We start from the raw sequence: 22,419 nt of genomic DNA, 5'->3' as shown, positions 1-22,419 counted from the left end.
ACCGGTCATCATGTTCCGATCACCCCGCGATAACCGAGGATTCGCTTGCCGTAACGTCGGCATTATGCGCACCATCGATGTCGCCGTCCTCGGATACGGACTCGCCGGATCGGTCTTCCACGCACCACTCATCGCCGCGGAACCGCGCATGCGGGTCGCGGCGGTGGTCACCGGGTCGGCCGAGCGGGCCGAGCAGGCGCGGCGCGAACATCCGGGAGTGCGGGTGTTCGCCAGTGCCGATGAGTTTTTCGACCGGCCGGACGATATCGATCTGGTGGTCGTCGCGACGCCGAATCGAACGCATGCGCCGCTCGCCGCACGGGCGCTCGACGCCGGACTGCCGGTGGTGGTGGACAAACCGTTCGCCGTCACCGTCGGCGAGGCCGAGCAGTTGCTGACGCGGGCCGAGCGGGCCGGCGTCGCGCTCTCGGTATTCCAGAATCGCCGGTGGGACGGTGATTTCCGGACCGTGCGGTGGTTGTTGGAAAGCGGAAAGCTGGGCGCCGTAACGCGTTTCGAATCCCGTTTCGAACGCTGGCGGCCGATTCCGAAGGGCAGCTGGCGGGAAATGGGCGCGGCCGAGGATGGGGCCGGAATTCTGTTCGATCTCGGCAGCCATCTCATCGATCAGGCGCTGACGCTGTTCGGGCCGGTGCGCACGGTGTATTGCGAAATGGATCGGCGGCGCGACGGAATCCGTTCCGACGACGACACTTTCGTCGCGCTGACGCACGAATCCGGTGTGCGGTCGCATCTCTGGATGAGCGCGGTGACACCGCAACTCGGACCGCGCTTTCGGGTTCTGGGATCCCAATCCGGCTATGTCACATACGGTTTGGACCCGCAGGAGGATGCGCTGCGGGCCGGTCGCCGCCCCGGCGACGGAACGCCCTGGGGCACATTGCCTTCCGAACGCTGGGGACGGCTGGGGACCGAACCGGACCCGCAGCCGCTCGAAACCCTGCCCGGCGACTATCCGGCGTTCTACCGCGAAATGGCCGCCGCAATACTCGACGACGCACCGGTTCCGGTGGATCCGCGCGATGCCGTCGCCGCGCTGCGGGTGCTGGCGTCGGCCCGGCGTTCCGCGGAATCGGGTTCGCTGTTCACGATCTGACGAAAACATTGCCGCACAGCGCATTCCGACCATCGATCAGGGCACGTAGCCGGCAAGGCCCTCGCTGAGACGGTGTGCCGTACCGCACGGCTCGAGCGCCTCGGGCTTCAGATTCCGCACCACGAATTGGACCAGACCGCTGTGCGCCGTCGGAATGCCGATGTAGCAGCCGATTCTGTTCGAATCCTGGGCTGCGCGATATTGGTAGGCTTCCCGCTCGCCGACCGCTGTTCGGACGAAATCCGTGTAGCGCCCGCTCTGCAGCAATTCCTGCACCGTCGTCCGGGCCGAAAAGATCGCCACATCATATGTGTTCGAGGCGTTCTGCCAGGTGCATTGGTTCTTATCCCGCTTCTTGCTCGCGGTGACCAATCCCTGTCTGGTGATATCGGCGTCGGATATCCCGCACGGATCCCAGAGCGTGACCTCGGGCGCTGCCGTCGCGGGCGGCTGAGCGGGCGCGGGCGGCTGAGCAGGCGCCGGAGGCTGAGCGGGCGCGGGCGCCGGTGCGGCCGTTGGGTTCTCGCCCCCGGCGGAAGTGTTCTCGCCACCTGAGGAAGTGCTCGCACCCCCCGCGGTTGTGGTCGCGGCGGCCGTGGCCGTCGCCTTCGCACTACTCGAAGTCGGCTGACTGCTCGTCGAACTGCTGCCGCAGCCCGCGAACAGCAGCACGGCGCCAACCGCCGCAACCACCCCGCATATCGGCTTCCTTATGCCTGACATCCACGAAAACCCTTCACTGCCACCTATTTTGGGGACAAACCTCCCCTAGCTATCCGACACTACGGTCAGCATTGGCGGCTCGGCAATCACGTAGATGCCCCCAAAAGCTGGGACAGCCGAAGATCTGTCACCGAATCAGGCGACCAACCGCAATCGCCGCGCCAGATCCGATACGAACACCCGCTCCGGATCGACGGCGTCACGGATCCGCCGCCACTCGTCCAGCCGCGGATACATCGCCCGGATCAATTCCGGTGTCGCCCGCGACTCCTTCGCGAAGTAGAGCCGCCCGCCCGCGGCCAGCACCCGTTGGTCCAGCTCGGCGCAGAATTCGTTGAGTCCGGGTTTCAGCGGGAAGTCCAGACTCAGCATGAACCCCGGATGCGGCCACGACAGCGGCGCACGGCTGCTCGGACCCATGCGCTTGAACACATTCAGGAATGACCGGTGCCCGGAGTTGGCGATCATCCGGACCGCATCGGCCAGCTGGTCCTCCGCGCCGAACGGCATGGAGAACTGATACTGCATGAACCCGCGCCTGCCATAGGCCCGGTTCCACTCCCCCAGCACATCCAGCGGATGCAGGAACTGCGTGATGTTCTGGATCATCCCGCGCCCCTGTTTGCCCAGCACACGGTATGCGACTTCACCGCCGATCCGGTTGGTGAAGTTGTTCACGATGCCGCTCGGGATGATGTCCGGCACCGTGAACAGCTGTGGCGCGTTGAACCGCAACGGATCTCGCCGCAGCTTCACCGGCAGCTGATCCCGTGTCGCCCGCGATCCCCTGCTGAAAACCGCCCGTCCGAGCCGCGCACCGGTGCTGATCGTATCGGGGACCGCCACCGAATACTCGTAGCCCTCGTCCGAGCCGCCGGTGAGCAATTCCATTGTCTCGTCGAGGTTTTTCGTGCGGTCGCAGTCGACGATGAAATACGCGGTCTCGGTGTGCTTCATCCGCACCAGGGCGCGCAGGATGATTCCGGTCAGACCCATACCGCCGACGGTGGCCCAGAACAGTTCCGCCTCCGGGCCTTCCGGGGTCAGGGTGCGCACGGAACCGTCCGCGGTCAGCAGGTCGAGCGAGACGACGTGATTGCCGAAGCTGCCGTGCGAGTGGTGGTTCTTGCCGTGGATGTCGGCGGCGATCGCGCCGCCGACGGTGACCTGTCTGGTGCCCGGCAGCACCGGGATCCACAGCCCGCTCGGCAGCACCGCCCGCATCAGCGTGTCCAGGCTCACACCCGCGTCCACGTCGACGAGCCCGCTGTCCGGGTCGACGCGGTGGATGCGATCCAGCGCGGTCATATCGACGACGATGCCGCCGCCGTTCTGCGCCGGATCGCCGTAGCTGCGGCCCAGGCCGCGGGCGATGACGCCGCGCGGGCCCGCCGTGCGCACCGTTTCCGCGATGGTGTCGATATCCGGTGTCGACAGGACAGCGGCGACCGTCGGCGCGGTCCGGCTCCAACCGGTCAATCGACGGCGTTCCAGCACCAATCCGGCTCTCTCGGAAGTCATTCCGCCACCGTAGCCGGTTTTGCCGAGCGGCCGGATTCCGCCGGGCCTGCCATAGCGGCCCCGGGACCGCTATGGTGCGGCGGTGGACAGAGCGGAATTCGTCGAGCACGGGACCTCGATCCTGGATCGGCTGACGACGACCCAGACCGCGCCGCCATGGGGTTTGGTGGCCGCGACCGGCGTCGCGGCACTGGTCCTTGTCGGATTCACCCCGGTGTGGCGGGTGATGCGGAATGTGGTGACCATCGCGCACGAGGGCGGGCACGCGTTCGTCGCGCTGCTCACCGGGCGCAGGCTCAACAGCATCACCCTGCATTCGGATACCTCCGGGTTGACGGTGTCGAGCGGGAAGCCGTACGGGCTCGGCATGATCCTGACGGCCATGGCGGGCTATCCGGCGCCCGCGCTCATCGGGCTCGGTTTCGCCGCGCTGCTCGGCGCGCACCGGATCACCCTCATGCTGTGGGTCACGCTGGTGCTGCTGCTCGCACTGCTGATCAAGGTGCGCAACATCTACGGGCTGTTCACCGTATTCGTGGTCGGCGGCGCGGTTTTCGCGGTCTCCTGGTTCGGCACCGATACGCTGCAGGCCGGATTCGCTTATCTCGGCGCGTGGTTCCTGCTGTTCGCCGGGCTGCGTCCGGTAATCGAATTGCAGCGCACCCGATCTCGGCGCTGGGGCGGCTCGCGGGATTCGGATGCCGATCAATTGGCGCGGCTCACCCATCTGCCCGGACTGCTGTGGGTGCTGGTTTTCGGAGCGATCGCCTTGGCGGCCTTGGTCTTCGGAGCCGGACTGCTCATCGCCGACGCGGGTGGTGTGTGTATCCCGCACGTGTCCAGCGCCGTATGCCCGGCACCGCGCTGAGAGTTATCTCGCATATTGTCCCACCGCCGCGTCGGTTAGTCTGAATTCGGACGAGCGGGACAGGGGTGATCGATGGCGAAGGTATTCACCGAAATCGACGAAAAGCTCCGCGAGTTCATCGCGGGGCAATCGATGTTCTTCGTGGCCACCGCGCCCTCCGACGGCGGGCGAGTCAATGTCTCCCCCAAGGGATATCGCGACACTTTCGCAGTGCTCGACGACCACACCGTCGCCTATCTGGATCTGTTCGGCAGCGGCGCGGAGACCATCGCGCACCTGCGCGAGAACGGGCGCATCACGGTGATGTTCTGCTCGTTCACCCGAACATCGCGAATTCTGCGCCTGTTCGGCACCGGACGGGTGGTTCGGCCGGATTCCGCCGAATTCGACCGGCTGCGACCGCATTTCGGATTACAACATCCGGGAATCCGGGCGGTGATCGTCATCACGGTGGACCGTATCGCCGACTCGTGCGGATATTCGGTGCCCTATCTCGAACTGGTCGACGAACGCCCGGTGCTCGACGCACTGCACACCCGGCGCACCGACGACGATTTCGCCAGGCGGATCGGCGGTGACAACGCGGCCAGCATCGACGGCCTGTCCGCACTGGAACCCGACCATCCGCTGCCGTCCAGCATCGAACGCTGATCAGCGCACCAGACGCACCGGATCGCCCTCCGCGATCCGGCCTGGCGTGAGCACCTCGGCCTCCGCACCGAACGCGGTGTCGTGATACCGCCCGAGCGCGCGCAGCAGCGGCGCTTTCGGTGTCACATCGGCCTGCGGGCGGTCGATCATCACACAGCGCTGCATACCCGCGCCGACCCGGATGGTCACCTCGGAGCCGATGGCCAGTACCGCGCCCACCCAGCCGTCTTCGACGAAACCCGTTCCGTCGGTGTCTATTACGATATTCGCGCGGAATCTGCGGTGGTCCGGCTCCGCATCGCCGATGTCGGCGGCGGCGCGCAGACTCGACGTGGTGAGCAGGTGGACGCCGCTCGCGTCGTGATGCGCGATATTCGTCTCGGGCCGCAGCTCCAACGGCTGGCCGAGCGCCGAGGACAGTGCCGCCGACGCCGCGGGGTCCAGCACCGAGTAGCCGGTGCCGTCGGGGGCGTGCAGCAGTACGTCATCGGCGGAAATCGTTGAGCGCCAGAGCATCATCCCGTCGACCCTGCGGAACCGCCGGGTAGTCTTGCCGCTCGCGATCCCGCCGTCCGCGGTGTATGCGGCCCACCCCCGGTCGTGTACGAGACCGCGTGCGTCGACCAGCGTCGAGGTAATGTGCTCTCCTGCGGTCGATTTCACCGGGAATCGGGTGAGCCGGGCCACGCTGCCGATCATCGGTCGGTAACACCGAGCGCCGCAAGCGCTTCGACGACAACAGCACCGGGCGGGCGGTCGGCGTCGATGCCGGCGCCGATCTCGTCGGCGGTCAGCGGCTCCAGCGCGGCCAATTGCGAGTCGAGCAGGCTCGCGGGCATGAAATGCCCGACGCGCGAGTTCAATCGGCGCAGCAGCTCATCGCGCGGCACCTCGAGCTCCAGGAAGAAAATGTGCGGGGCGGCGGCGCGCAGCCGGTCCCGGTAGCCGTGCTTGAGCGCGGAACAGGTGACGACGCCGCCGCGATCCGCGTGCCCGGCCAGCCAGGCCGCGATGCGATCCAGCCACGGTGCGCGGTCGGCGTCGGTGAGTGGGATACCCGCCGTCATCTTCGCCACGTTGGCGGCCGGATGGAAATCGTCGCCCTCGGCGTATTCGACGCCCAATCGCGCCGCCAATTGCTCGCCTACCGTCGTCTTACCCGACCCGGACACCCCCATGACGACTACGAGCGGGTTGGGTAGATCGGTCAACTGGGCTCCTCGGTCGGGTTCGGCTCAGTCTACGGAATTGATCGTGGTCGACCGCCGCCGCGTACCGTGGCCGGGGTGGAAACCACCGACGCCATCCGCAGGCATGATCCCGCCCTACGCGAATTCGCCAGCGACAATTGGGCCGGGGCGCATCCCGAGATGCTCGCCGCGCTCGCGCTCGCCAACGGCGGACATCAGCCGTCCTACGGCGCCGACGACTACACGGTCGCGCTGCAACGGATCTTCGCCGGCCACTTCGGCGAAACGGCCAGGGCCTATCCGGTTTTCAGCGGCACCGGCGCCAATATCGTTGCGCTGCAGGCGTTGCTGCCACGCTGGGGTGCGGTGATCACGGCGGAGACCGCGCATATCTTCGGCGACGAGTGCGGCGCCGCCGAAAAGGTGGCCGGTATCAAGGTTTATCCGGTGCCGACCCCGGACGGCAAGCTCACACCCGAACTCATCGACCGGCAGGCGTGGGGCTGGGGCAACGAGCACCGCGCCCAGCCGCTGGCCGTATCGATCACCCAGAGCACCGAACAGGGCACCTGCTATACCGCCGAGGAGATCCAGGCGATCTGTGCGCACGCGCACGAGCGCGGCATGCTGGTACACGTCGACGGCGCGCGGCTGGCCAATGCCGCGGCCTCGCTCGGAGTTCCGTTGCGCGCCTTCACCACCGACGCGGGCGTCGATATCGTCTCGTTCGGCGGCACCAAGAACGGCCTGATCTTCGGTGAGGTCGTGCTCGTCCTGGCCGAGCACATTCACGACATCGAATATCTGCGCATGCTCAGCACCCAGCTGGCCTCCAAAATGCGTTTCGTCTCGGTGCAATTCGAGGCGCTGCTCGGCGGCGACCTGTGGCTGCGCAGCGCCACCCATGCCAACGCCATGGCCGCCCGGCTCGCGGCTCGGATACGCGAGATCGACGGTGTCGGCATCGCCAGGCCGGTCGAATCCAACGCCGTCTTCGCGCTCTTGCCCCGGCCGGTCATCGAACGGCTGGGCAAACGTCACCGGTTCCACGTCTGGGACGAGGACACCGGCGAGGTGCGCCTGATGTGTTCGTTCGATACGACACCCGATGACGTCGACGCGTTCGTCGCGGCACTGGAAGAGGAGATGCGCAGCTGAATGCCGTTCGCGGCGAACCGATACCGTGTCGGGCGTGATCGGAAGTAGGCGATGGGGCGTCATCGGCATCGTGCTCGCGCTGGCACTGACGACCTACCTTCTGCTGCGGCCGGATTCGGTCCGCGAGCTGACCGACCGTCTGGTGGGCTGCGTGCGCGGCCCCTGCGACGGCGACGATCCCGCGACCGTCGGCGGAACGCGAACCGTCGACCCGCGGGTCCGGGTGTGGTCGCGCATCATCACGCTGCGCACCGCCGACGGCGGCGCGTCGGCGCGCATCGAGAACGGGCAGCCCGGCGATACGGTGTGGCTCGATCGCGGCGGCCCGGAGCGCATCGAGGACGGAAACCTCGGCGCCACAAGCATTTCCGCACCGGACACCGCGCAACACACCCGGTACTACCGGTACGCGGGCCGTGCGCTGCGCGCCTGCGGCCGCGCGGGCGACCGGCCGGAGATCCGCTGCACCCGGTGGACCGCCGCGGGCGATCCAGAGCCCGACCGGGATATGCGCGCCGTCGACCGGCTGCTGGAGCGCTACGACCACCGGACCGGGCTCTGGGAGAACGACGCGAGCACCTGGCAGAGCGCGAACGCGCTCACCGCCGTGCTCGGCTATGTGCGCCGCACCGGTGACCGCCAATACCTCGCCTACCTCGACGAGACCTACCGGCACGGCGACGTCGCCCGCATCGGCGTCCCCCGCAGGACCGGCTACAACGACGACGAACTGTGGTGGGCTCTGGCCTGGATCCAGGGCTTCGATCTGACCCGCGACCCGCGCTACCTCACCGCCGCGCGGACGATCGTCGACGGTCTCGACGACCAGCGGACCGCGTTCTGCGGCGGCGGATTGGCCTGGGCGCGTACCGGAATCGATCCGGACCAGCGCCCGTGGGAGCAGGTGAACACGATCACCAACGCGCTGTATCTGACCGCGGCCGCGCGGCTCAGCACCCGCGTCGATCCGCCGGACCGCGCGCGGTATCTGGCCGAGGCCACCGCGGCGTGGAACTGGTTCGAAATCGCACCGGGCCGCGCCCTGCTGGACCCGTCCGGCCTGGTCGACGACCATCTGCTCCGGTCCGGCGACACCTGCGGCCTGGCCGATGAAAACCGCCGGTGGACCTACGGCCAAGGCATGTTGATCGACGGATTGGTCGCCCTGTCTCAGGCCTCCGGCGACGATGCCCCGCGCGCCGCGGCCGACCGGATCGCCGCGGCCGCGACCCGCGACGGCTCCCCGTTCATCCGGGACGGCATCCTCGTCGAGGCCGCCGCCACCGATTGTCCCGGCACCGGCTGCCACGACGTGGAGACCTTCAAAGGCGTTTTCGTCCGCGCCTACCGGGATCTGCTCGACACCGGGCGCTCCACTGCCGCCGCTGCGGAATTCCTTACCCGCCAAGCCGATTCACTACGCGACCGGGACGACGAGTACGGATTCCGTTGGCGCGGGCCGGTCGCCGAGGACGACCGGCCCAATTTCGCGACCCAGGCGGCGGCCGTCGACGCCCTCACAGCTGCGATTGCACCTGGCTCGCAACGAGTTCCAGATGAGCCAGGTCGGTGAGGTCGAGCACCTGGAGATAGATGCGGGCGGATCCGGCCTCGGCGTAGCGGCCGATCTTGTCCACCACCTCGGCCGGGGATCCGGCCAGGCCGTTGGTCTTCAGCTCGTCGACCTCGCGCCCGATGGCGGCCGCGCGGCGCGCCACCTCGGCGTCGTTCGCGCCGACGCAGACGACGAGGGCGTTCGAGTAGATCATGTCGTCGGCGGGGCGGCCCGCCTTCGCCACCGCGGCGCGCACCCGGTCGAACCGCTGCGCGCTGTCCTCGACCGAGGCGAACGGCACGTTGAATTCGCTGGCGTACCGCGCCGCGAGCCGGGGTGTGCGCACCGCACCGGTGCCGCCGATCACCACCGGAATGCGTTCCTGCGCGGGTTTGGGCAGCGCGGGCGAATCGGTGAGCTGGTAGTGCTTGCCGTCGAAGTTGAACTTGTCGCCCTCCTTGGTCGCCCACAGCCCGGTGATGATGGCCAGCTGCTCCTCGAACCTGGCGAATTTGTCATCCGGGAACGGGATGCCGTATGCCGCGTGCTCCTCGGCGAACCAGCCGCTGCCGAGGCCGAATTCCACACGGCCACCGGACATCTGGTCCACCTGCGCGACCTGGATGGCCAGCGGGCCCGGCAGCCGGAAGGTGGCGGCGGTGACCAGCGTGCCCAGCCGGATCCGCTTCGTCTCCCTGGCCAGGCCGGCCAGCGTGATCCAGGCGTCGGTGGGGCCGGGCAAGCCGTCGACGCCGCCCATCGCCAGGTAGTGGTCGGACCGGAAGAACGCGTCGAACTCGAATTCCTCGGCCGCCTTGGCCACGCTCAGCAACGTCTCGTAGCTCGCGCCCTGCTGTGGTTCGGTGAAGATGCGCAAATCCATACCGACCATCCTGCCCGAATGCGCCGTCGCGGGATGATCGGGGCGAGGAATGGAGATCTCGATGACCATGTTGTCCGGCGTTGTCGCCTACCCGGTAACCCCTTTCACCGAATCCGGCGCCATCGCCGAGAACGTGCTGCGTGACCTGCTCGATCGCCTGATCGACGCCGGTGTCGACGCGATCGCGCCGCTCGGCAGCACCGGTGAGAGCGCTTACCTGGACGATCAGGAGTGGCGCCGGGTCGCCGCGATCTGCGTCGAGCAGGTGGCGGGCCGGGTGCCGACCGTGGTCGGCGTGTCCGAGCTGAGCACCGCCGCCACCGTCGAACGCGCCCGGCTGGCCGAGCGGCTGGGCGCCACCGCGCTCATGGTGTTGCCGATCGCCTACTGGAAACTGACCGAACCCGAACTGCGCCAGCACTTTTCGGCGGTCGCCGGGGCGGTGTCGCTGCCCGTGATGGCATACAACAATCCGGCGACCTCCGGCATTGATATGTCACCCGAATTCCTGGTCGAACTGGTCGAGCAGGTGGACAACATCACCATGATCAAGGAATCCAGCGGCGATATCGCGCGGATGCACCGCATCGCCGAGCTCGGCGGCGGGGCGGTGGCGTTCTTCAACGGCAGCAATCGGCTGGTGCGGCAGGCCTTTCAGGCCGGTGCGGCCGGATGGTGCACGGCCGCACCGGGTTTGGCGCCGGAGCCGGTGGTGCGGCTGTGGCGGCTGTTCCGCTCGGGCGATGCCGGGGCCGCCGAACTCTTCGAGCGGTTGCAGCCGCTCTTCGCCGCCATGTCGCGGGGCGGGCTCCCCCGCACGGTGAAGGCCGGACTGCGCGAGCTCGGCATCGATGCGGGCGACCCGCGGCCACCGCTGCTGCCGCTGGCGGCCGACGCCCGCCGCGAGCTCGCCCAGTTGCTCGCGGCGGCGAATTGAACGCTCGGAAAAAAATCTTCTGCCCCGATGTCGATTCCCGGATCGCCCGTTCGGTACGCGCTACAGGCTGCGATCGCAGCCGTGCACGCCATGGCGCCGACCGACTGGCGGCGCATCGCCGGACTGTATGCCGTTCTCGCGCAACGTTTTCCGTCACCGGTGCTGGAGCTGAACCGGGCGGTCGCGGTGAGCATGGTGCACGGACCGGCCGATGGCCTCGAGCTGGTGGCGGCCGCGGCGAACGGCGCACTGGACGGGTATCACCTGCTGCACGCGGTGCGCGGCGACCTGCTCGCCCGGGCCGGACGGCCGCGCGAGGCCGCGGCGGAATTCATTCGCGCCGCGGAACTCACGGCCAACAATGCCGAGCGGGCGCTGCTGCTGAAGCGAGCCGCCGCCGCTAGACGACCGGGTGGTCGGTCGGCAGGTTGAGGAAACTGGGCGCGTCCGGATCCAGCAGCAGATGTTGCGGTTTCAGTTCGGTGTTGTTCAGCATCGGGCGAAATGCCATGGATTTCGGGGAGTTTCCGGCGAAGACGTCCACCCGGAGTCGATGACCCGGCCGCAGCAGGGCTTGGGTCGGGATGACGGCGATATCCAAAGTCACCGGCTGTCCGGGCGGCACGGGCAGCATGCTGTCCACGGTGATCGGGTTGTACGGCGCGGTGTAGTCGCCGTTATCCGATTTCAGGCTCAGCCGATCGTCGACCGCACGCAGCGACGAGGTCAGCTGGCCGGTGCTCAACACCGCCGAAACACCGTCCGGCGCCACATCGTTCACCGTGACGCTCCAATATCCGTCGGTGGCGTCGTGCATCGTGTTGAGGTGCAGGTTGATCGGGCCGGAAATAACCGTCGGCTCGGTGACTGCGGGTCCGGTGAAGGTCAGCCCGCCGCGTTCGGCGATCCGGGAATCCTTGGCGCACATATCGATTGCCGCGGTGATACCGGCCGAGCCCTGTGCGGCGTCGCGCGAGCAGGCGGTGGTGAGGCCCGGTGCCACCGTCAACGTGCTCGCCGCACCCGGCTTGTCACCGGAAAGCGAACCGTCGTAACCGCTTTCGGCGGCGGTACCGCTCGCGGCCGCGGTCAGGTACACCCGGCGGTGCGTGACGCCCGGCTCCGGGAAGCGCGGCAACCCCTTCCAGCCGCCGCCCTGCTCGCGCACCGTCACCGGGCCGAAATCGCCGATACCGTTGTCGATATCCTTGAGCCACTTGTCGAACCAGGCCCGCTGCAGCACGTCGAGCCGCGGCGGCGCGTCACCGGCTCCGGTGCCCGCGCCGGGATTCGCGTGGTAGGTGTCGCCCACCACCAACTGTTTGCGCCCGGCGGGCAAGGGAATCGCGTTGTAGAGCTTGGTCGCGCTGTTGGCGAAGATATCGTGCCAACCGCCGTATACGAAGGTGGGCACGGTGATTCGCTCCGGATGCCCGAGGATCGCCTGCCGGAAATCGCTGGTCGCGTCCAGCGCCGCGGCGAGCGCCGAGGGCAGCTCGTCCAGCGACGGGGTGAGCAGCGCCTCGGTGAGCAGATCGTAATTCGTTGTCGGATCGACCATCCGGGCCGAAAGCCAGGACCAGTCGAAACTGCCGTCGAACATCGACCGCACATCGGGCAGCATCTTGAGCTGGTTCACGTTGTTGAGCCACAGCGGCAGAAAGGTGGTGCCGATACCACCGCCCGGTGCGACCACATCGCGCATCAGGTCGCTGCCCGGCTCCACCGGAAAGATGGCTTTCAGTGCGGCGGGGGCGTTTTCGGCCGCGCGCAACTGGTTGATCCCGGCATAGGATCCGCCGCTCATCGCCAGCTTGCCGTTGGACCACGGCTGCGCGGCCGCCCAGTCCAGCACCTCCCTGGTGTCCTGTTGCTCGCGCACGCCCAGCGTATCCCAAGTGCCCTGGGAGAATCCGGTACCACGCACGTCCGCGACCACCTCGGTGTATCCGCTGCGGATCAGGTTGCGGTCCACGCCGAGTACGGTCTGCACGGTGCCGCCGTCGAGCGCGTGCAGCAGATCGCCGAATCCGCTGAACGGCGTGCCGGACAGGTTGATTCGCTGCACCAGATCCATGACGAGCGGCCGCAGATTCGGCGCGGCGAGCGCCGAATCGATCAGGTTCGTCATGAGTTTGGTGTACGGGGTGAGGTTGACGATGGTGGGCAGCGGATGGCCCTCGATCGCGCCGGAATCGTCGATCGGCCGATACACGTTGGCCTTCAACACAATTCCATCGCTCATCCGGATCGGCACATCCCAGTCGATGTGCACGTCGGGATACTGTTGCGCCCCGTCGTGCGCGGCCGTCCACTGCCCCGCCCTGTCCCGCACCGTCGAATCCTGCGATGCCGCGGGACCGGCCGCGTATCCGGCCAGCACCACGACGAACACCGCAAGCACCGCACCACGCCTCGAAGCCATGGTCCTCCTCGACCACTCCGCCGCCAGTAGGTAATTCGAGCTCGGCACGAGAAGATAGCAATCTTCCTGCTATCGCTGGAGGTGGGGTGATTTTCAGATACGGCGATCAGGCGGCGTCGCAGATCGCGCCGACCTTGTCGAACTGATCGCCGGTGGCGGCCGTGCCGAACTTCACCAGCGCGGCCTTCAGTTCATCGGTGGTGGTGGCGTGTACAACGGCGTCACCCAGCTTGGCGATGGACTCCAGCCCGTTCTTCACCGTCGCGTCGTCGGCGACGCCGGAGGACTTGCGGATCCGGGCGGTGAAACTCTGGTAATAGGCCTGGACCGCCTCGTAGTTGCCCGCCGCCGCCTCGGACTTGATCTCGTCCTGCTTGCCCGCCAGCTCCTTGAACGCCGCCTCCGAATCGGTGCACGCCTGCTTGGTGCCCGCGGATTTCGCGACATTGGCCGGGGCGCTCGCCGGCGCGGCCTTGGCCGAAGTCGCCGCGCTGGTGGTGGGCGCCGCGGTCTTGCTGTCGGACTTCCCCGAGCAGGCCCCGACACCGAGCACCGCGACCGCCGCCACCGCAACCACGAACATCCGCTTCATGAACAATCCCTTTCCCTCGCGTTCCGCCTCTCGGAACGGCTCGCGCAACAGCATCTCGGGTCGTCCATGAGAAAACCGTGATGTTGCAGGGCCTAGTTGGATGGGTGGGCCGGTCGGTAGCCTTCCACTGTTCGGTGCGAAGGGAGTTCGGTGCGCGATGCGACCACTCGGGGCGGATGATCCGGTGCGGATCGGCGACTATCGGCTACTCGGACTGCTCGGCGTCGGCGGCATGGGCCGGGTGTACCTGGGCCGCAATGCCGGCGGGCGCACCGTTGCGGTGAAGGTGGTGCGGCCGGAGTTGATCGCCGACGCACAATCGCGGGAGCGCTTCCGGCGCGAGGTCGCCGCGGCGCGGCTGGTCGGCGGGCAGTTCACCGCACCCGTGCTCGACGCCGATGTCGACGCCGAACCGCCTTGGCTGGCAACGGGTTACGTAGCCGGGCTGGCGCTCTCCGACGCGGTGGAGGGGTTCGGCGTCTTCGGCGAATCGACGCTGCTGGTGCTCGCCTGCGGATTGCTGGAGGCGCTCGTCGCGGTCCATTCGGCCGGTATCGTGCACCGCGATCTCAAACCGTCGAATGTGTTGCTGGCCATCGACGGACCCAAGGTGATCGATTTCGGCATCGCCCGCGCCGTCACCGACTCCGCGCTCACCACCACCGGAAAGGTCATCGGCTCACCGGGATTCATGTGCCCCGAGCAGATAACCGGTGAACCCGTCGGCCCGGCGGGCGACCTGTTCTCCTTCGCCGGCGTGCTGGTTTACGCGGCCAGTGGACACGGCCCCTTCGGCACCGCCGAAACCATGCAGCTGATGTGGCGGGTGATGTACGAGGATCCCCGCCTCGAACAGATCCCCGACCGGCTGCGCCCGCTGGTGGCCGCCTGCCTCGCCAAGGATCCCGAAAACCGGCCCACCACAAGCGAATTACTCGACGACCTCGGTCGCCTCGGCATCCCCGATGCCGCGGGCTGGCTCCCCGGCCCGGTCGTCGAGGAGGTCGGCCGCCGCGCCATCCGACTGCTCGACCTCGATTCCGGCCCGCACCCCACCGCCGAACCCGCAGCGGCGCAACCTGATCCGTCCCGTTTGGCGCCGACCCAGCGGAGCGTACCCATCGCCGCGCCACAGCGCGTTACGGGTTGGCCGGATTCGAATCCGGTGCCCGGGCCCGAATCCGCGGCGCCCGGCTTCCACACCACGCTCGGTTCGATCAGCCGATACCCGCCCCAGCCCTCGGACCACCTCCCGTCCCCACCGCCCGCCCGGAATTCACGCCGACTCCGAGCAGCCATAATCATTGGCACCGCCGTAGTCGCGGTAGCGGTCGCCGTGGCCGCCTTCGTCGTCGGCACCCATTTGACAGGTGGTTCGTCCGCCGGTTCCACCAGCACAACGGCGTCGTCATCGGGCCAGCCGGTTCAATCGGTCCCGAAAGCCTTTGTCGGCGAATGGAAAGGCACCGCAAGCGATGTCATCGCCACCTTCGACATCGTGCTCACCATCCGCGACGGGAAGGTCGGCGACGAGGTCGCGACCTCGTCCAACACCGGCCGCGTATCCGGGGCCAAATGCGAACGCGCCGAACGGCTGACCGCGGCCACCGAAGGTCAGCTGAACTTCATCGCCAGGCTGACCGGCGGCCTCACCGGCGAACTCGGCTGCCACGACGACGGCGAAACATCAACAGCCGTCCTGCAACCCGACGGTTCCCTGGCCTATGCGATGGCGGGCGGCATCGGCGGTATCAAGGGCACGCTCCGCAAAAGCTGACTCCGGTCGCCGATCACTCGACGGTGGGCCCGGAATCCTTCAGCCGCTCACCTTTTCGCCAGACGGCGATGGTCAGCGGCACACCGGGCCGGTATGCGAGATGGGTGATCGAGGGGGCGGCGAGGACTTGCAGATCCGCGCGCGCCCCCACCTCGACGACACCGACGTCGGTGCGGCGCAGGGCTTTCGCGCCACCGGCGGTGGCGGCGTAGACGGCTTCGGCGACGGACAGGCCCATTTGGAGTACGGCGGTGGCGACGCAGTAGGCCATGGAGGTGGTGTAGGAGCTGCCCGGGTTCGCGTTGGTGGCGAGCGCGACCGTCGCGCCCGCGTCGAGCAGGGCGCGGGCGGGTGCGAGCGGCTGGTGGGTGGACAGATCGCAGGCGGGCAGCACGGTGGCGACGGTGTCCGAACCGGCCAGCGCCTCGATATCGGCGTCGGTGAGGTGGGTGCAGTGGTCGACGCTCGCGGCGTTGTGCCGCACGGCGAGTTGCACACCGGCCCCGGGCCCGAGTTGGTTCCCGTGTACGCGTAGGCCGAGCCCGCTCGCGGCGGCGGCGCGCAGCACCCGCTCGGATTGTCCGGCGTCGAAGGCGCCGACTTCGCAGAACACATCCGCCCAGCGCACGAAAGGCCTTACGGCGTCGAGCATTTCACCGCAGACGAGGTCGATGTAGGCATCCGCGTCCATACTGTCGGGCACCAGGTGCGCGCCGAGATAGGTAACCTCGTCGGCCAGTTCGGCGGCGATGCGCGCCGAACGCAGTTCCCCCGGAACATCAAGCCCGTAGCCGGTTTTGGTTTCCAGGCAGGTGGTGCCCTGTCTGCGCGCCTCGGCGACGTGCCGGGCCAGGTTCGCCGAAAGCGTCGCATCGCTCGCGGCGCGGGTCGCGGCGACGGTGACCGCGATACCGCCCGCGCGATACGGCTGCCCCGACATCCTGGCCTCGAATTCGGCGGTCCGGTCACCCCCGAAGACGAGGTGGGTGTGGCTGTCCACCCAGCCGGGTAGGACGGCCCGGCCGCCGGCGTCCACCCGCTCGTCGGCCGCGGGCGCGGCCTGCGCGGGCCCGATCCAGGCGATGCGCTCCCCATCGAGCACCACGGCGGCGTCGTGCAGCGGGCCGCCCTCGGTATTGGTGGTCAGTTCGCCGATTCCGGTGATCAGGATTGCCACAGCGCCCGAATCTCCTCTCGCAGTACGGATTCCGTATCGGGTATGAGCAAATGCCGGCCGCCGGAGACGATCTGGCGGCCCGCGACGAATACCTCGCGGATATCGCTCGCGGTGGCCGCGAACAGCGCCGCCGCCGGTTCGGCGCCGACGGTGCGAACGGATTCCAGGTCGACGGTCACCAGATCGGCCGCGGCGCCGCCCTCGATCCGCCCGGCCTCCGGCCAGCCGATCGAACCGTGCGCCGTTGCGGCGCCGTACAACTCGTCGAGCGCGAAGCGGCCGCGGGCGTGCCCGGCCAGCCGGTCGTCGAGTTCGAGCGCCCGCCACTCCTCGAAACCGTCGACGATCGCGTGGCTGTCGCTGCCGACGCACAGCCGCACGCCCGCACTGGCCAATTCCCTTGCCGGACCGATACCGTCGCCCAGATCGCGTTCGGTGGTCGGACAGAAGCACACCCGGGTCGCGGTGCCGGCGAGCAACCGGATATCCGGCCTGGTGACGTGGGTGGCGTGTACGGCGACGGTGTCCGGCCCGAGGAAGCCCTGTTCGGAGAGCAGCGCGGTCGGCGTACGGCCGTGCGCCACAAGGCAATCCCGATTCTCGGCAGGCTGTTCGGAGAGATGGACGTGGGTGGGGCGGCCCGCGCCCTGTTCGGCGACGACGCGCAGCGCGCCGGTGGGCACCGCGCGCACCGAATGCGCGGCGACGCCGGTGCGGACCAGTTCCTGTTCGGGTTTGAAACCCGCCGCGCGTTCGGCCCACGCGCCGACGTCGCCGTCGCTGAACCGCAGCTGTTCCGCATTCAGCTCGCGCCCGAAACCGCCCGCGAGATAACAGGTGTCGAGCAGAGTGAGGCGGATGCCCGCGTCCTCGGCAGCCGCGACGAGCGCGGCCCCCATGGCGTTCGGGTCGTCGTAGCGCACGCCGCCCGGTGCGTGGTGCAGGTAGTGGAATTCGCCGACGCTGGTGTATCCGGCCAGCACCATCTCGGCGTACACCCCGCGGGCCAGCCGGTAGTACGAGTCCGGATCCAGCCGTGCGGCCACCCGGTACATCTGCTCGCGCCAGGTCCAGAAATCGCCGCGCCCGCCCTGGGTGCGGCCGCGCAACGCCCGGTGGAACGCGTGCGAATGCGCATTCGCGAAACCGGGAACGGTCAAGCCGCGCAGCACCTTTCCGGATTTCTCGGTGCCGACGGCGACCGACCGGATCGACGCTCCGGCGATATCGATGGTCACCGCCTCGGCCACTCCGGTCGGCAGCCAGGCGTATTCGGCCCAGTAGACGGTCATCGGCCCCACTCCCTCATCGGTTCGTCACGGTGTGCCGACCGAACTCCACCCGGCACTGCGCAGCATTCGGTGACGTCGGCGATTTCGGATGGCTCCGGCGGCGAACTCTCATCCGGCCAATTCCTCCAGCACCCGGGCCAGCGCCTGCGCACCCGCCTCGATATCGGCCGATTCGGCGAATTCCTCGGGCGCGTGGCTGATCCCGGTCGGATTGCGCACGTACAGCATTCCGGACGGAACATGCGCCGCGAGCACACCCGCGTCGTGTCCCGCGCCGGTCGGCAGCGCCGGAATGCCGCCGAGCACCCGGTCCATCCGTCCGCGCAGCGATTCGTCGAAAACCACGTCGTCCGTATAGGACTCCTCGGTGATGGTGACCGCGCACCCCTCGTCCGCGGCCGCTCGCCTTGCCGCCGTGGCGATCTCCTCGACCAGCGCGGCGGTATTGCCCGCGCCCGCGACGCGGGCGTCGAGCCACAGATCCACCGTCGACGCGATGACGTTGGTGCCGCCCGGCGTCGGCACGAGGCGGCCGACGGTGGCCCTGGCGTCCGGTGTCGCGGCAGCGACCCGACGGGCCGCGGCGATCACCGCGGCGGCGGGCAACATCGGGTCGCGCCGGTCGCCGATGAGCGTCGCGCCCGCGTGATTTCCCTGGCCGGAGAAGGAGAATCGGTATCGTCCGTGCGCGATGATGCTGCTGCCGGTGGCCACCGGGCCGCCGAGATCGATCAGCCCGCGCCCCTGTTCCACATGCAGTTCCACGAAGCAGCCGATCAGCGCGAGCGCGTCCGGATCCGGCCCGAACAGGTCGGGCCGGTGCCCGGCCGCGGCGGCCGCCTCCGCCAGCGTTGTCCCGGAGCCGTCGCGCAGCGCGCGGGCCCGGTTCGGATCGAGTGCGCCGGTGAGCAGCCGGGAACCGAGGCACGGCACGCCGAACCGGCCACCCTCCTCCTCCGCGAATACCACCACCGCCAGCGGCTTCGACGGCTGGAAACCCTTGGCGGACAGGATATCCACCGCAGCCAGCGCGCTCGTCACGCCGAGCGGCCCGTCGAACGCGCCGCCGCCGGGCACCGAATCCAGGTGGCTGCCCGTCACCACCGCGTCCGGGCCGGGTCCGCCCCACCAGGCCCACATATTGCCGTTGCGGTCGGTGTGCACGTCGAGTCCGCGCCGGATCGCCTGCTCGGTGAACCAATCCCGCAGCTCCAGCTCGGCGAAATCGAATACGTGCCGCGAATATCCGCCGCGCCGTATGTCTTTGCCGACCGCCTCGATGGCGGTCAGCAGTTTGTCCGCGCTCATCCGTGCTCCTGCATGGGAATTCGCACCCCGCGCTCCTGCGCGACCGCGGCGGCGCGCTCGTATCCGGCGTCCACGTGCCGGATCACACCCATTCCGGGATCGTTGGTGAGCACCCGCTCGATCTTGCGCGCGGCCAGCTCGGTGCCGTCCGCGACGGTCACCTGACCCGCGTGGATGGACCGGCCCATGCCGACGCCGCCACCGTGGTGGATGGATACCCAACTCGCCCCGGACGCGGTGTTCACCAACGCGTTCAGCAGCGGCCAGTCGGCGATGGCGTCGGAGCCGTCGGCCATCGCCTCGGTCTCCCGGTACGGCGATGCGACGCTGCCGGAATCGAGGTGGTCGCGTCCGATCACCACCGGCGCCTTCAGCTCACCGCTGGCCACCATCTCGTTGAAGCGCAGGCCCGCCAGATGCCGCTCACCGTAGCCGAGCCAGCAGATGCGCGCCGGAAGTCCTTGGAAGGCAACGCGTTCCCCGGCCATGGTGATCCAGCGGCGCAGGGATTCGTTGTGCGGGAACAGATCCAGGATGGCCCGGTCGGTCGCGGCGATATCGGCCGGATCGCCGGACAGCGCCACCCAGCGGAACGGCCCCTTACCCTCGCAGAACAGCGGGCGGATATAGGCGGGCACGAAACCCGGGAAATCGAAGGCGCGTTCGCAGCCGCCGAGCTTCGCCTCGCCGCGCAGCGAGTTGCCGTAGTCGAACACCTCGGATCCGGCGTCGAGGAATCCGAGCATGGCGTTCACGTGATCGACCATGGAATCGCGGGCCCGCTCGGTGAATTCGTCCGGTTTCTTGAGCGCGTAATCGGGCCAGTCGTCGACGGCTATGCCGCGCGGCAGATAGGACAGCGGGTCGTGCGCCGAGGTCTGGTCGGTGACGATGTCCACCTCCAGCCCGCTGGCCAGCAGCTTAGGCAGCATCTCCGCGGCATTGCCGATCAGGCCGACGGACAACGCCTTTCGCTGCTTGCGCGCCGCCGAGACCCGGCGCACCGCATCGTCGAAATCGGTGGCGATCTCGTCGAGGTAGCGGTCGTGCACCCGGCGCCGCGCCCTGGCCGCATCCACCTCGACCACCAGCGCGACGCCGCCGTTCATGGTGACGGCGAGCGGCTGCGCGCCGCCCATGCCGCCGAGGCCGGCCGTCACCGTCAGCGTGCCGGAAAGCGTTCCGCCGAAACGCTTGTCGGCGATCGTCGCGAACGTTTCATAGGTGCCCTGCAGGATGCCCTGCGTGCCGATGTAGATCCAGGAGCCCGCGGTCATCTGGCCGTACATGGTCAGGCCGAGCGCCTCCAACCTGCGGAATTCGGGCCAATTCGCCCAATCGCCCACGAGATTCGAGTTGGCGATGAGCACCCGGGGCGCCCACTCGTGCGTGCGGAATACGCCGACGGGCCTGCCGGACTGCACCAGCAGGGTCTCGTCCTGGTCCAGCGAGGTCAGCGCCCGGCCGATGGCGTCGAAACTGGCCCAATCCCGTGCGGCCTTGCCGGTGCCGCCGTACACCACGAGATCCTGTGGGCGCTCGGCGACCTCGGGATCCAGATTGTTGTGCAGCATCCGCAGCGCGGCCTCGGTCTGCCAGTTCTTGGCGGTCAGTTGCGGCCCCCGGGCCGCGCGAACCGTCCGTGTCATGAAAGTGCCTCCGTTTCAGGCGTATTCAACGAATCAGTCGAGATAGGCGGCGACCGCGGCACGCAGCTCGCCGGAGCGGATCAGCTCCTCGGCGGCGGCGATCTCCGGCGCCAGGTGCCGGTCCGGGCCGGGCCCGTCCACCCTGGTGCGCAGCAATCGCACGGCCGCGTCCGTGGCCGGACCGGGCCGCAGCGGTGCGCGCATATCCAAAGCCCTTGCGGCGGTGAGGTATTCGATGGCCAGCACGGTCGTGAGCCCGTCCACCGCGCGGCGCAGCTTGCGCGCGCCGGACCAGCCCATCGAGACGTGGTCCTCCTGCATGGCGCTGCTCGGGATGGAATCCACCGAGGCGGGTACGGCCAGCCGCTTCAGCTCGCTCACCACGGCGGCCTGGGTGTATTGGGCGATCATATGTCCGGAGTCGACGCCGGGATCCGCGGCGAGGAAGGCCGGAAGTCCGTGCGAGCGTGCGACATCCAGCATCCGGTCGGTGCGGCGCTCGGCCATGCTCGCCACGTCGGCGACCGGAATCGCCAGGAAATCCAGGACATAGGCGAGCGGGGCGCCGTGGAAATTGCCGTTGGATTCCAGGCGTCCGTCGGCCAGCACCACCGGATTGTCGACGGCCGAGGCCATTTCGCGCTCGGCGACCGATTCGGCGTATGCGACGGTATCCCTGGCCGCACCGTGCACCTGGGGTGCGCAGCGCAGCGAGTAGGCGTCCTGCACCCGATTGCAGTCGGGGCCGCGATGGCTGGCCACGATCGGAGAATCGGCCAGCGCCAACCGGATTCGCCGCGCGGACCGCGCCTGTCCGGGATGCGGGCGCAGCGCCTGCAGATCGTCGGCGAAGACCCGGTCGGTGCCGAGCAGCGCCTCGACGCTCATCGCGGCGGTCAGGTCGGCGATATCGAGCAGTGCGTGCAGATCGTGGACGGCGAGCACCAGCATGCCGAGCATGCCGTCGGTGCCGTTGGTGAGCGCGAGGCCCTCCTTCTCGTGCAGGGTGACCGGCTCGATGCCGTTGGCGCGCAACGCCGTCGCCGCATCGACCAGCTCGCCTGCCGCGTCGATGACCTGCCCCTCGCCCATCAGCGCCAGCGCCACCGCGGCCAGCGGCGCGAGATCGCCGGAGCAGCCGAGCGATCCGTATTCGTGCACGATCGGCGTGATCCCGGCGTTGATCAGTGCGGCGAGTGCGGCGGCCGTCTCCGGCCGCACCCCGGTGTGCCCGGTGGCCAGCGTGCGCAGGCGCAGCAGCATCTGGGCGCGCACCACCTCCGGCTCGACGGCGGGACCCGTGCCCGCGGCATGAGAGCGGATGAGCGAGCGCTGCAGCGCGACCCGGCTCTCCGGCGGGATGTGCCGGGTGGCGAGCGCGCCGAATCCGGTGGACACGCCGTAGGTGGCCGCGGTACCGGCGGCCAGCGCGTCGACGTGCGCGCGGGCCGCGGCGATCCGCCGCTCGGCCGCGTCGCTGATCACGACCTTCGCACCCGCCCGGGCGACAGCGACAACGCTCTCCCTGGTCAGCGGCCCGTCAACGGCCACGGTTGCTAACTGCGCAGTTTCCGGCATGCGGTCTATTCCACCCTT

Annotated in this window: 20 protein-coding genes; 8 read left to right on the top strand and 12 right to left on the bottom strand. The window is 68.6% G+C overall.

Annotated features, from left to right (window positions below; genetic code table 11):
• Positions 1-64: 64 nt before the first annotated feature.
• Entirely contained in the window at positions 65-1,117 is a 1,053-nt protein-coding gene (locus tag LGY53_RS30925) for a Gfo/Idh/MocA family oxidoreductase (protein WP_225730216.1), read from the top strand.
• A 36-nt stretch (positions 1,118-1,153) separates the two neighbouring features.
• On the opposite strand, the gene LGY53_RS30920 is transcribed toward LGY53_RS30925, so the two are convergent.
• Both LGY53_RS30920 and LGY53_RS30915 read right to left on the bottom strand, forming a co-directional pair.
• Positions 1,154-1,810, bottom strand: a complete 657-nt coding sequence (locus LGY53_RS30920; protein WP_225730215.1) for a DUF3558 family protein — start codon at positions 1,808-1,810, stop codon at positions 1,154-1,156.
• Between the two features lie 165 nt (positions 1,811-1,975).
• Positions 1,976-3,361 carry an FAD-binding oxidoreductase gene (locus LGY53_RS30915; RefSeq protein WP_225730214.1) on the bottom strand — a complete coding sequence of 462 codons (1,386 nt, stop codon included), beginning with the start codon at positions 3,359-3,361 and terminating at the stop codon, positions 1,976-1,978.
• Between the two features lie 82 nt (positions 3,362-3,443).
• Between LGY53_RS30915 and LGY53_RS30910 the strand changes: the two genes are divergently transcribed.
• Together LGY53_RS30910 and LGY53_RS30905 are read left to right on the top strand one after the other, a co-directional pair.
• The gene (locus tag LGY53_RS30910; RefSeq protein WP_225730213.1) at positions 3,444-4,229 is read left to right on the top strand and encodes a M50 family metallopeptidase; all 786 of its coding nucleotides are present in this window, start codon (positions 3,444-3,446) and stop codon (positions 4,227-4,229) included.
• A 72-nt stretch (positions 4,230-4,301) separates the two neighbouring features.
• Entirely contained in the window at positions 4,302-4,880 is a 579-nt protein-coding gene (locus LGY53_RS30905; RefSeq protein WP_225730212.1) for a pyridoxamine 5'-phosphate oxidase family protein, read from the top strand.
• On the opposite strand, the gene LGY53_RS30900 is transcribed toward LGY53_RS30905, so the two are convergent.
• Together LGY53_RS30900 and LGY53_RS30895 are read right to left on the bottom strand one after the other, a co-directional pair.
• Complete coding sequence (locus LGY53_RS30900; protein ID WP_225730211.1) at positions 4,881-5,579, bottom strand: MOSC domain-containing protein; 699 nt, start codon at positions 5,577-5,579, stop codon at positions 4,881-4,883.
• Positions 5,576-6,091: a gluconokinase gene (locus LGY53_RS30895; protein WP_374111254.1), complete on the bottom strand. Its 516-nt coding sequence runs from the start codon at positions 6,089-6,091 to the stop codon at positions 5,576-5,578. Before LGY53_RS30895 ends, LGY53_RS30900 begins: the two co-directional genes overlap by 4 nt.
• 75 nt (positions 6,092-6,166) lie before the next feature.
• Between LGY53_RS30895 and LGY53_RS30890 the strand changes: the two genes are divergently transcribed.
• Together LGY53_RS30890 and LGY53_RS30885 are read left to right on the top strand one after the other, a co-directional pair.
• Positions 6,167-7,228, top strand: a complete 1,062-nt coding sequence (locus tag LGY53_RS30890; protein WP_225730210.1) for a low specificity L-threonine aldolase — start codon at positions 6,167-6,169, stop codon at positions 7,226-7,228.
• Positions 7,229-7,262: 34 nt separating this feature from the next.
• A complete protein-coding gene (locus LGY53_RS30885; protein WP_225730209.1) occupies positions 7,263-8,801 on the top strand; it encodes a glycoside hydrolase family 76 protein in 1,539 nt (512 codons plus the stop codon).
• Here LGY53_RS30885 and LGY53_RS30880 read toward each other — a convergent pair.
• Entirely contained in the window at positions 8,746-9,666 is a 921-nt protein-coding gene (locus LGY53_RS30880) for an LLM class F420-dependent oxidoreductase (protein ID WP_225730208.1), read from the bottom strand. The two genes, LGY53_RS30885 and LGY53_RS30880, sit on opposite strands and share 56 nt — an antisense overlap.
• A gap of 61 nt (positions 9,667-9,727) precedes the next feature.
• Between LGY53_RS30880 and LGY53_RS30875 the strand changes: the two genes are divergently transcribed.
• Together LGY53_RS30875 and LGY53_RS30870 are read left to right on the top strand one after the other, a co-directional pair.
• A complete protein-coding gene (locus LGY53_RS30875) occupies positions 9,728-10,603 on the top strand; it encodes a dihydrodipicolinate synthase family protein (protein ID WP_225730207.1) in 876 nt (291 codons plus the stop codon).
• A 27-nt stretch (positions 10,604-10,630) separates the two neighbouring features.
• Positions 10,631-11,035, top strand: coding sequence for a hypothetical protein (locus LGY53_RS30870; protein ID WP_225730206.1), 405 nt, complete (start codon positions 10,631-10,633; stop codon positions 11,033-11,035).
• Here LGY53_RS30870 and LGY53_RS30865 read toward each other — a convergent pair.
• Together LGY53_RS30865 and LGY53_RS30860 are read right to left on the bottom strand one after the other, a co-directional pair.
• Positions 11,004-13,028: a CocE/NonD family hydrolase gene (locus LGY53_RS30865; RefSeq protein WP_225730205.1), complete on the bottom strand. Its 2,025-nt coding sequence runs from the start codon at positions 13,026-13,028 to the stop codon at positions 11,004-11,006. The genes LGY53_RS30870 and LGY53_RS30865 overlap by 32 nt on opposite strands.
• Positions 13,029-13,134: 106 nt before the next feature.
• Entirely contained in the window at positions 13,135-13,620 is a 486-nt protein-coding gene (locus LGY53_RS30860) for a hypothetical protein (protein ID WP_225730204.1), read from the bottom strand.
• Between the two features lie 157 nt (positions 13,621-13,777).
• Here LGY53_RS30860 and LGY53_RS30855 point away from each other — a divergent pair, with 157 nt between their 5' ends.
• Positions 13,778-15,397 carry a serine/threonine-protein kinase gene (locus LGY53_RS30855; RefSeq protein ID WP_225730203.1) on the top strand — a complete coding sequence of 540 codons (1,620 nt, stop codon included), beginning with the start codon at positions 13,778-13,780 and terminating at the stop codon, positions 15,395-15,397.
• A 13-nt stretch (positions 15,398-15,410) separates the two neighbouring features.
• Here LGY53_RS30855 and hutI read toward each other — a convergent pair whose 3' ends face one another.
• From hutI to hutH, 5 genes are all read right to left on the bottom strand, one after another.
• Positions 15,411-16,574, bottom strand: coding sequence for an imidazolonepropionase (gene hutI / locus LGY53_RS30850; protein ID WP_225730202.1), 1,164 nt, complete (start codon positions 16,572-16,574; stop codon positions 15,411-15,413).
• A complete protein-coding gene (locus tag LGY53_RS30845) occupies positions 16,562-17,866 on the bottom strand; it encodes a formimidoylglutamate deiminase (protein WP_225730201.1) in 1,305 nt (434 codons plus the stop codon). The genes hutI and LGY53_RS30845 overlap by 13 nt, the downstream gene beginning before the upstream one ends.
• Positions 17,867-17,974: 108 nt before the next feature.
• On the bottom strand, positions 17,975-19,174 hold the full coding sequence (locus tag LGY53_RS30840) for an allantoate amidohydrolase (protein WP_225730200.1): 1,200 nt from the start codon (positions 19,172-19,174) through the stop codon (positions 17,975-17,977).
• Positions 19,171-20,823, bottom strand: a complete 1,653-nt coding sequence (gene hutU / locus LGY53_RS30835) for a urocanate hydratase (RefSeq protein WP_225730199.1) — start codon at positions 20,821-20,823, stop codon at positions 19,171-19,173. Before hutU ends, LGY53_RS30840 begins: the two co-directional genes overlap by 4 nt.
• 33 nt (positions 20,824-20,856) lie before the next feature.
• Positions 20,857-22,401, bottom strand: coding sequence for a histidine ammonia-lyase (gene hutH / locus LGY53_RS30830; protein WP_225730198.1), 1,545 nt, complete (start codon positions 22,399-22,401; stop codon positions 20,857-20,859).
• Positions 22,402-22,419 lie beyond the last annotated feature (18 nt).

It is taken from the genome of Nocardia sp. JCM 34519.1, from assembly GCF_020361265.1.
In the GTDB taxonomy this organism is placed as follows: domain Bacteria; phylum Actinomycetota; class Actinomycetes; order Mycobacteriales; family Mycobacteriaceae; genus Nocardia; species Nocardia arthritidis_A.
Note: the sequence above shows the minus strand (reverse complement) of the source record. Positions and strands in the feature narration are given on the sequence as shown.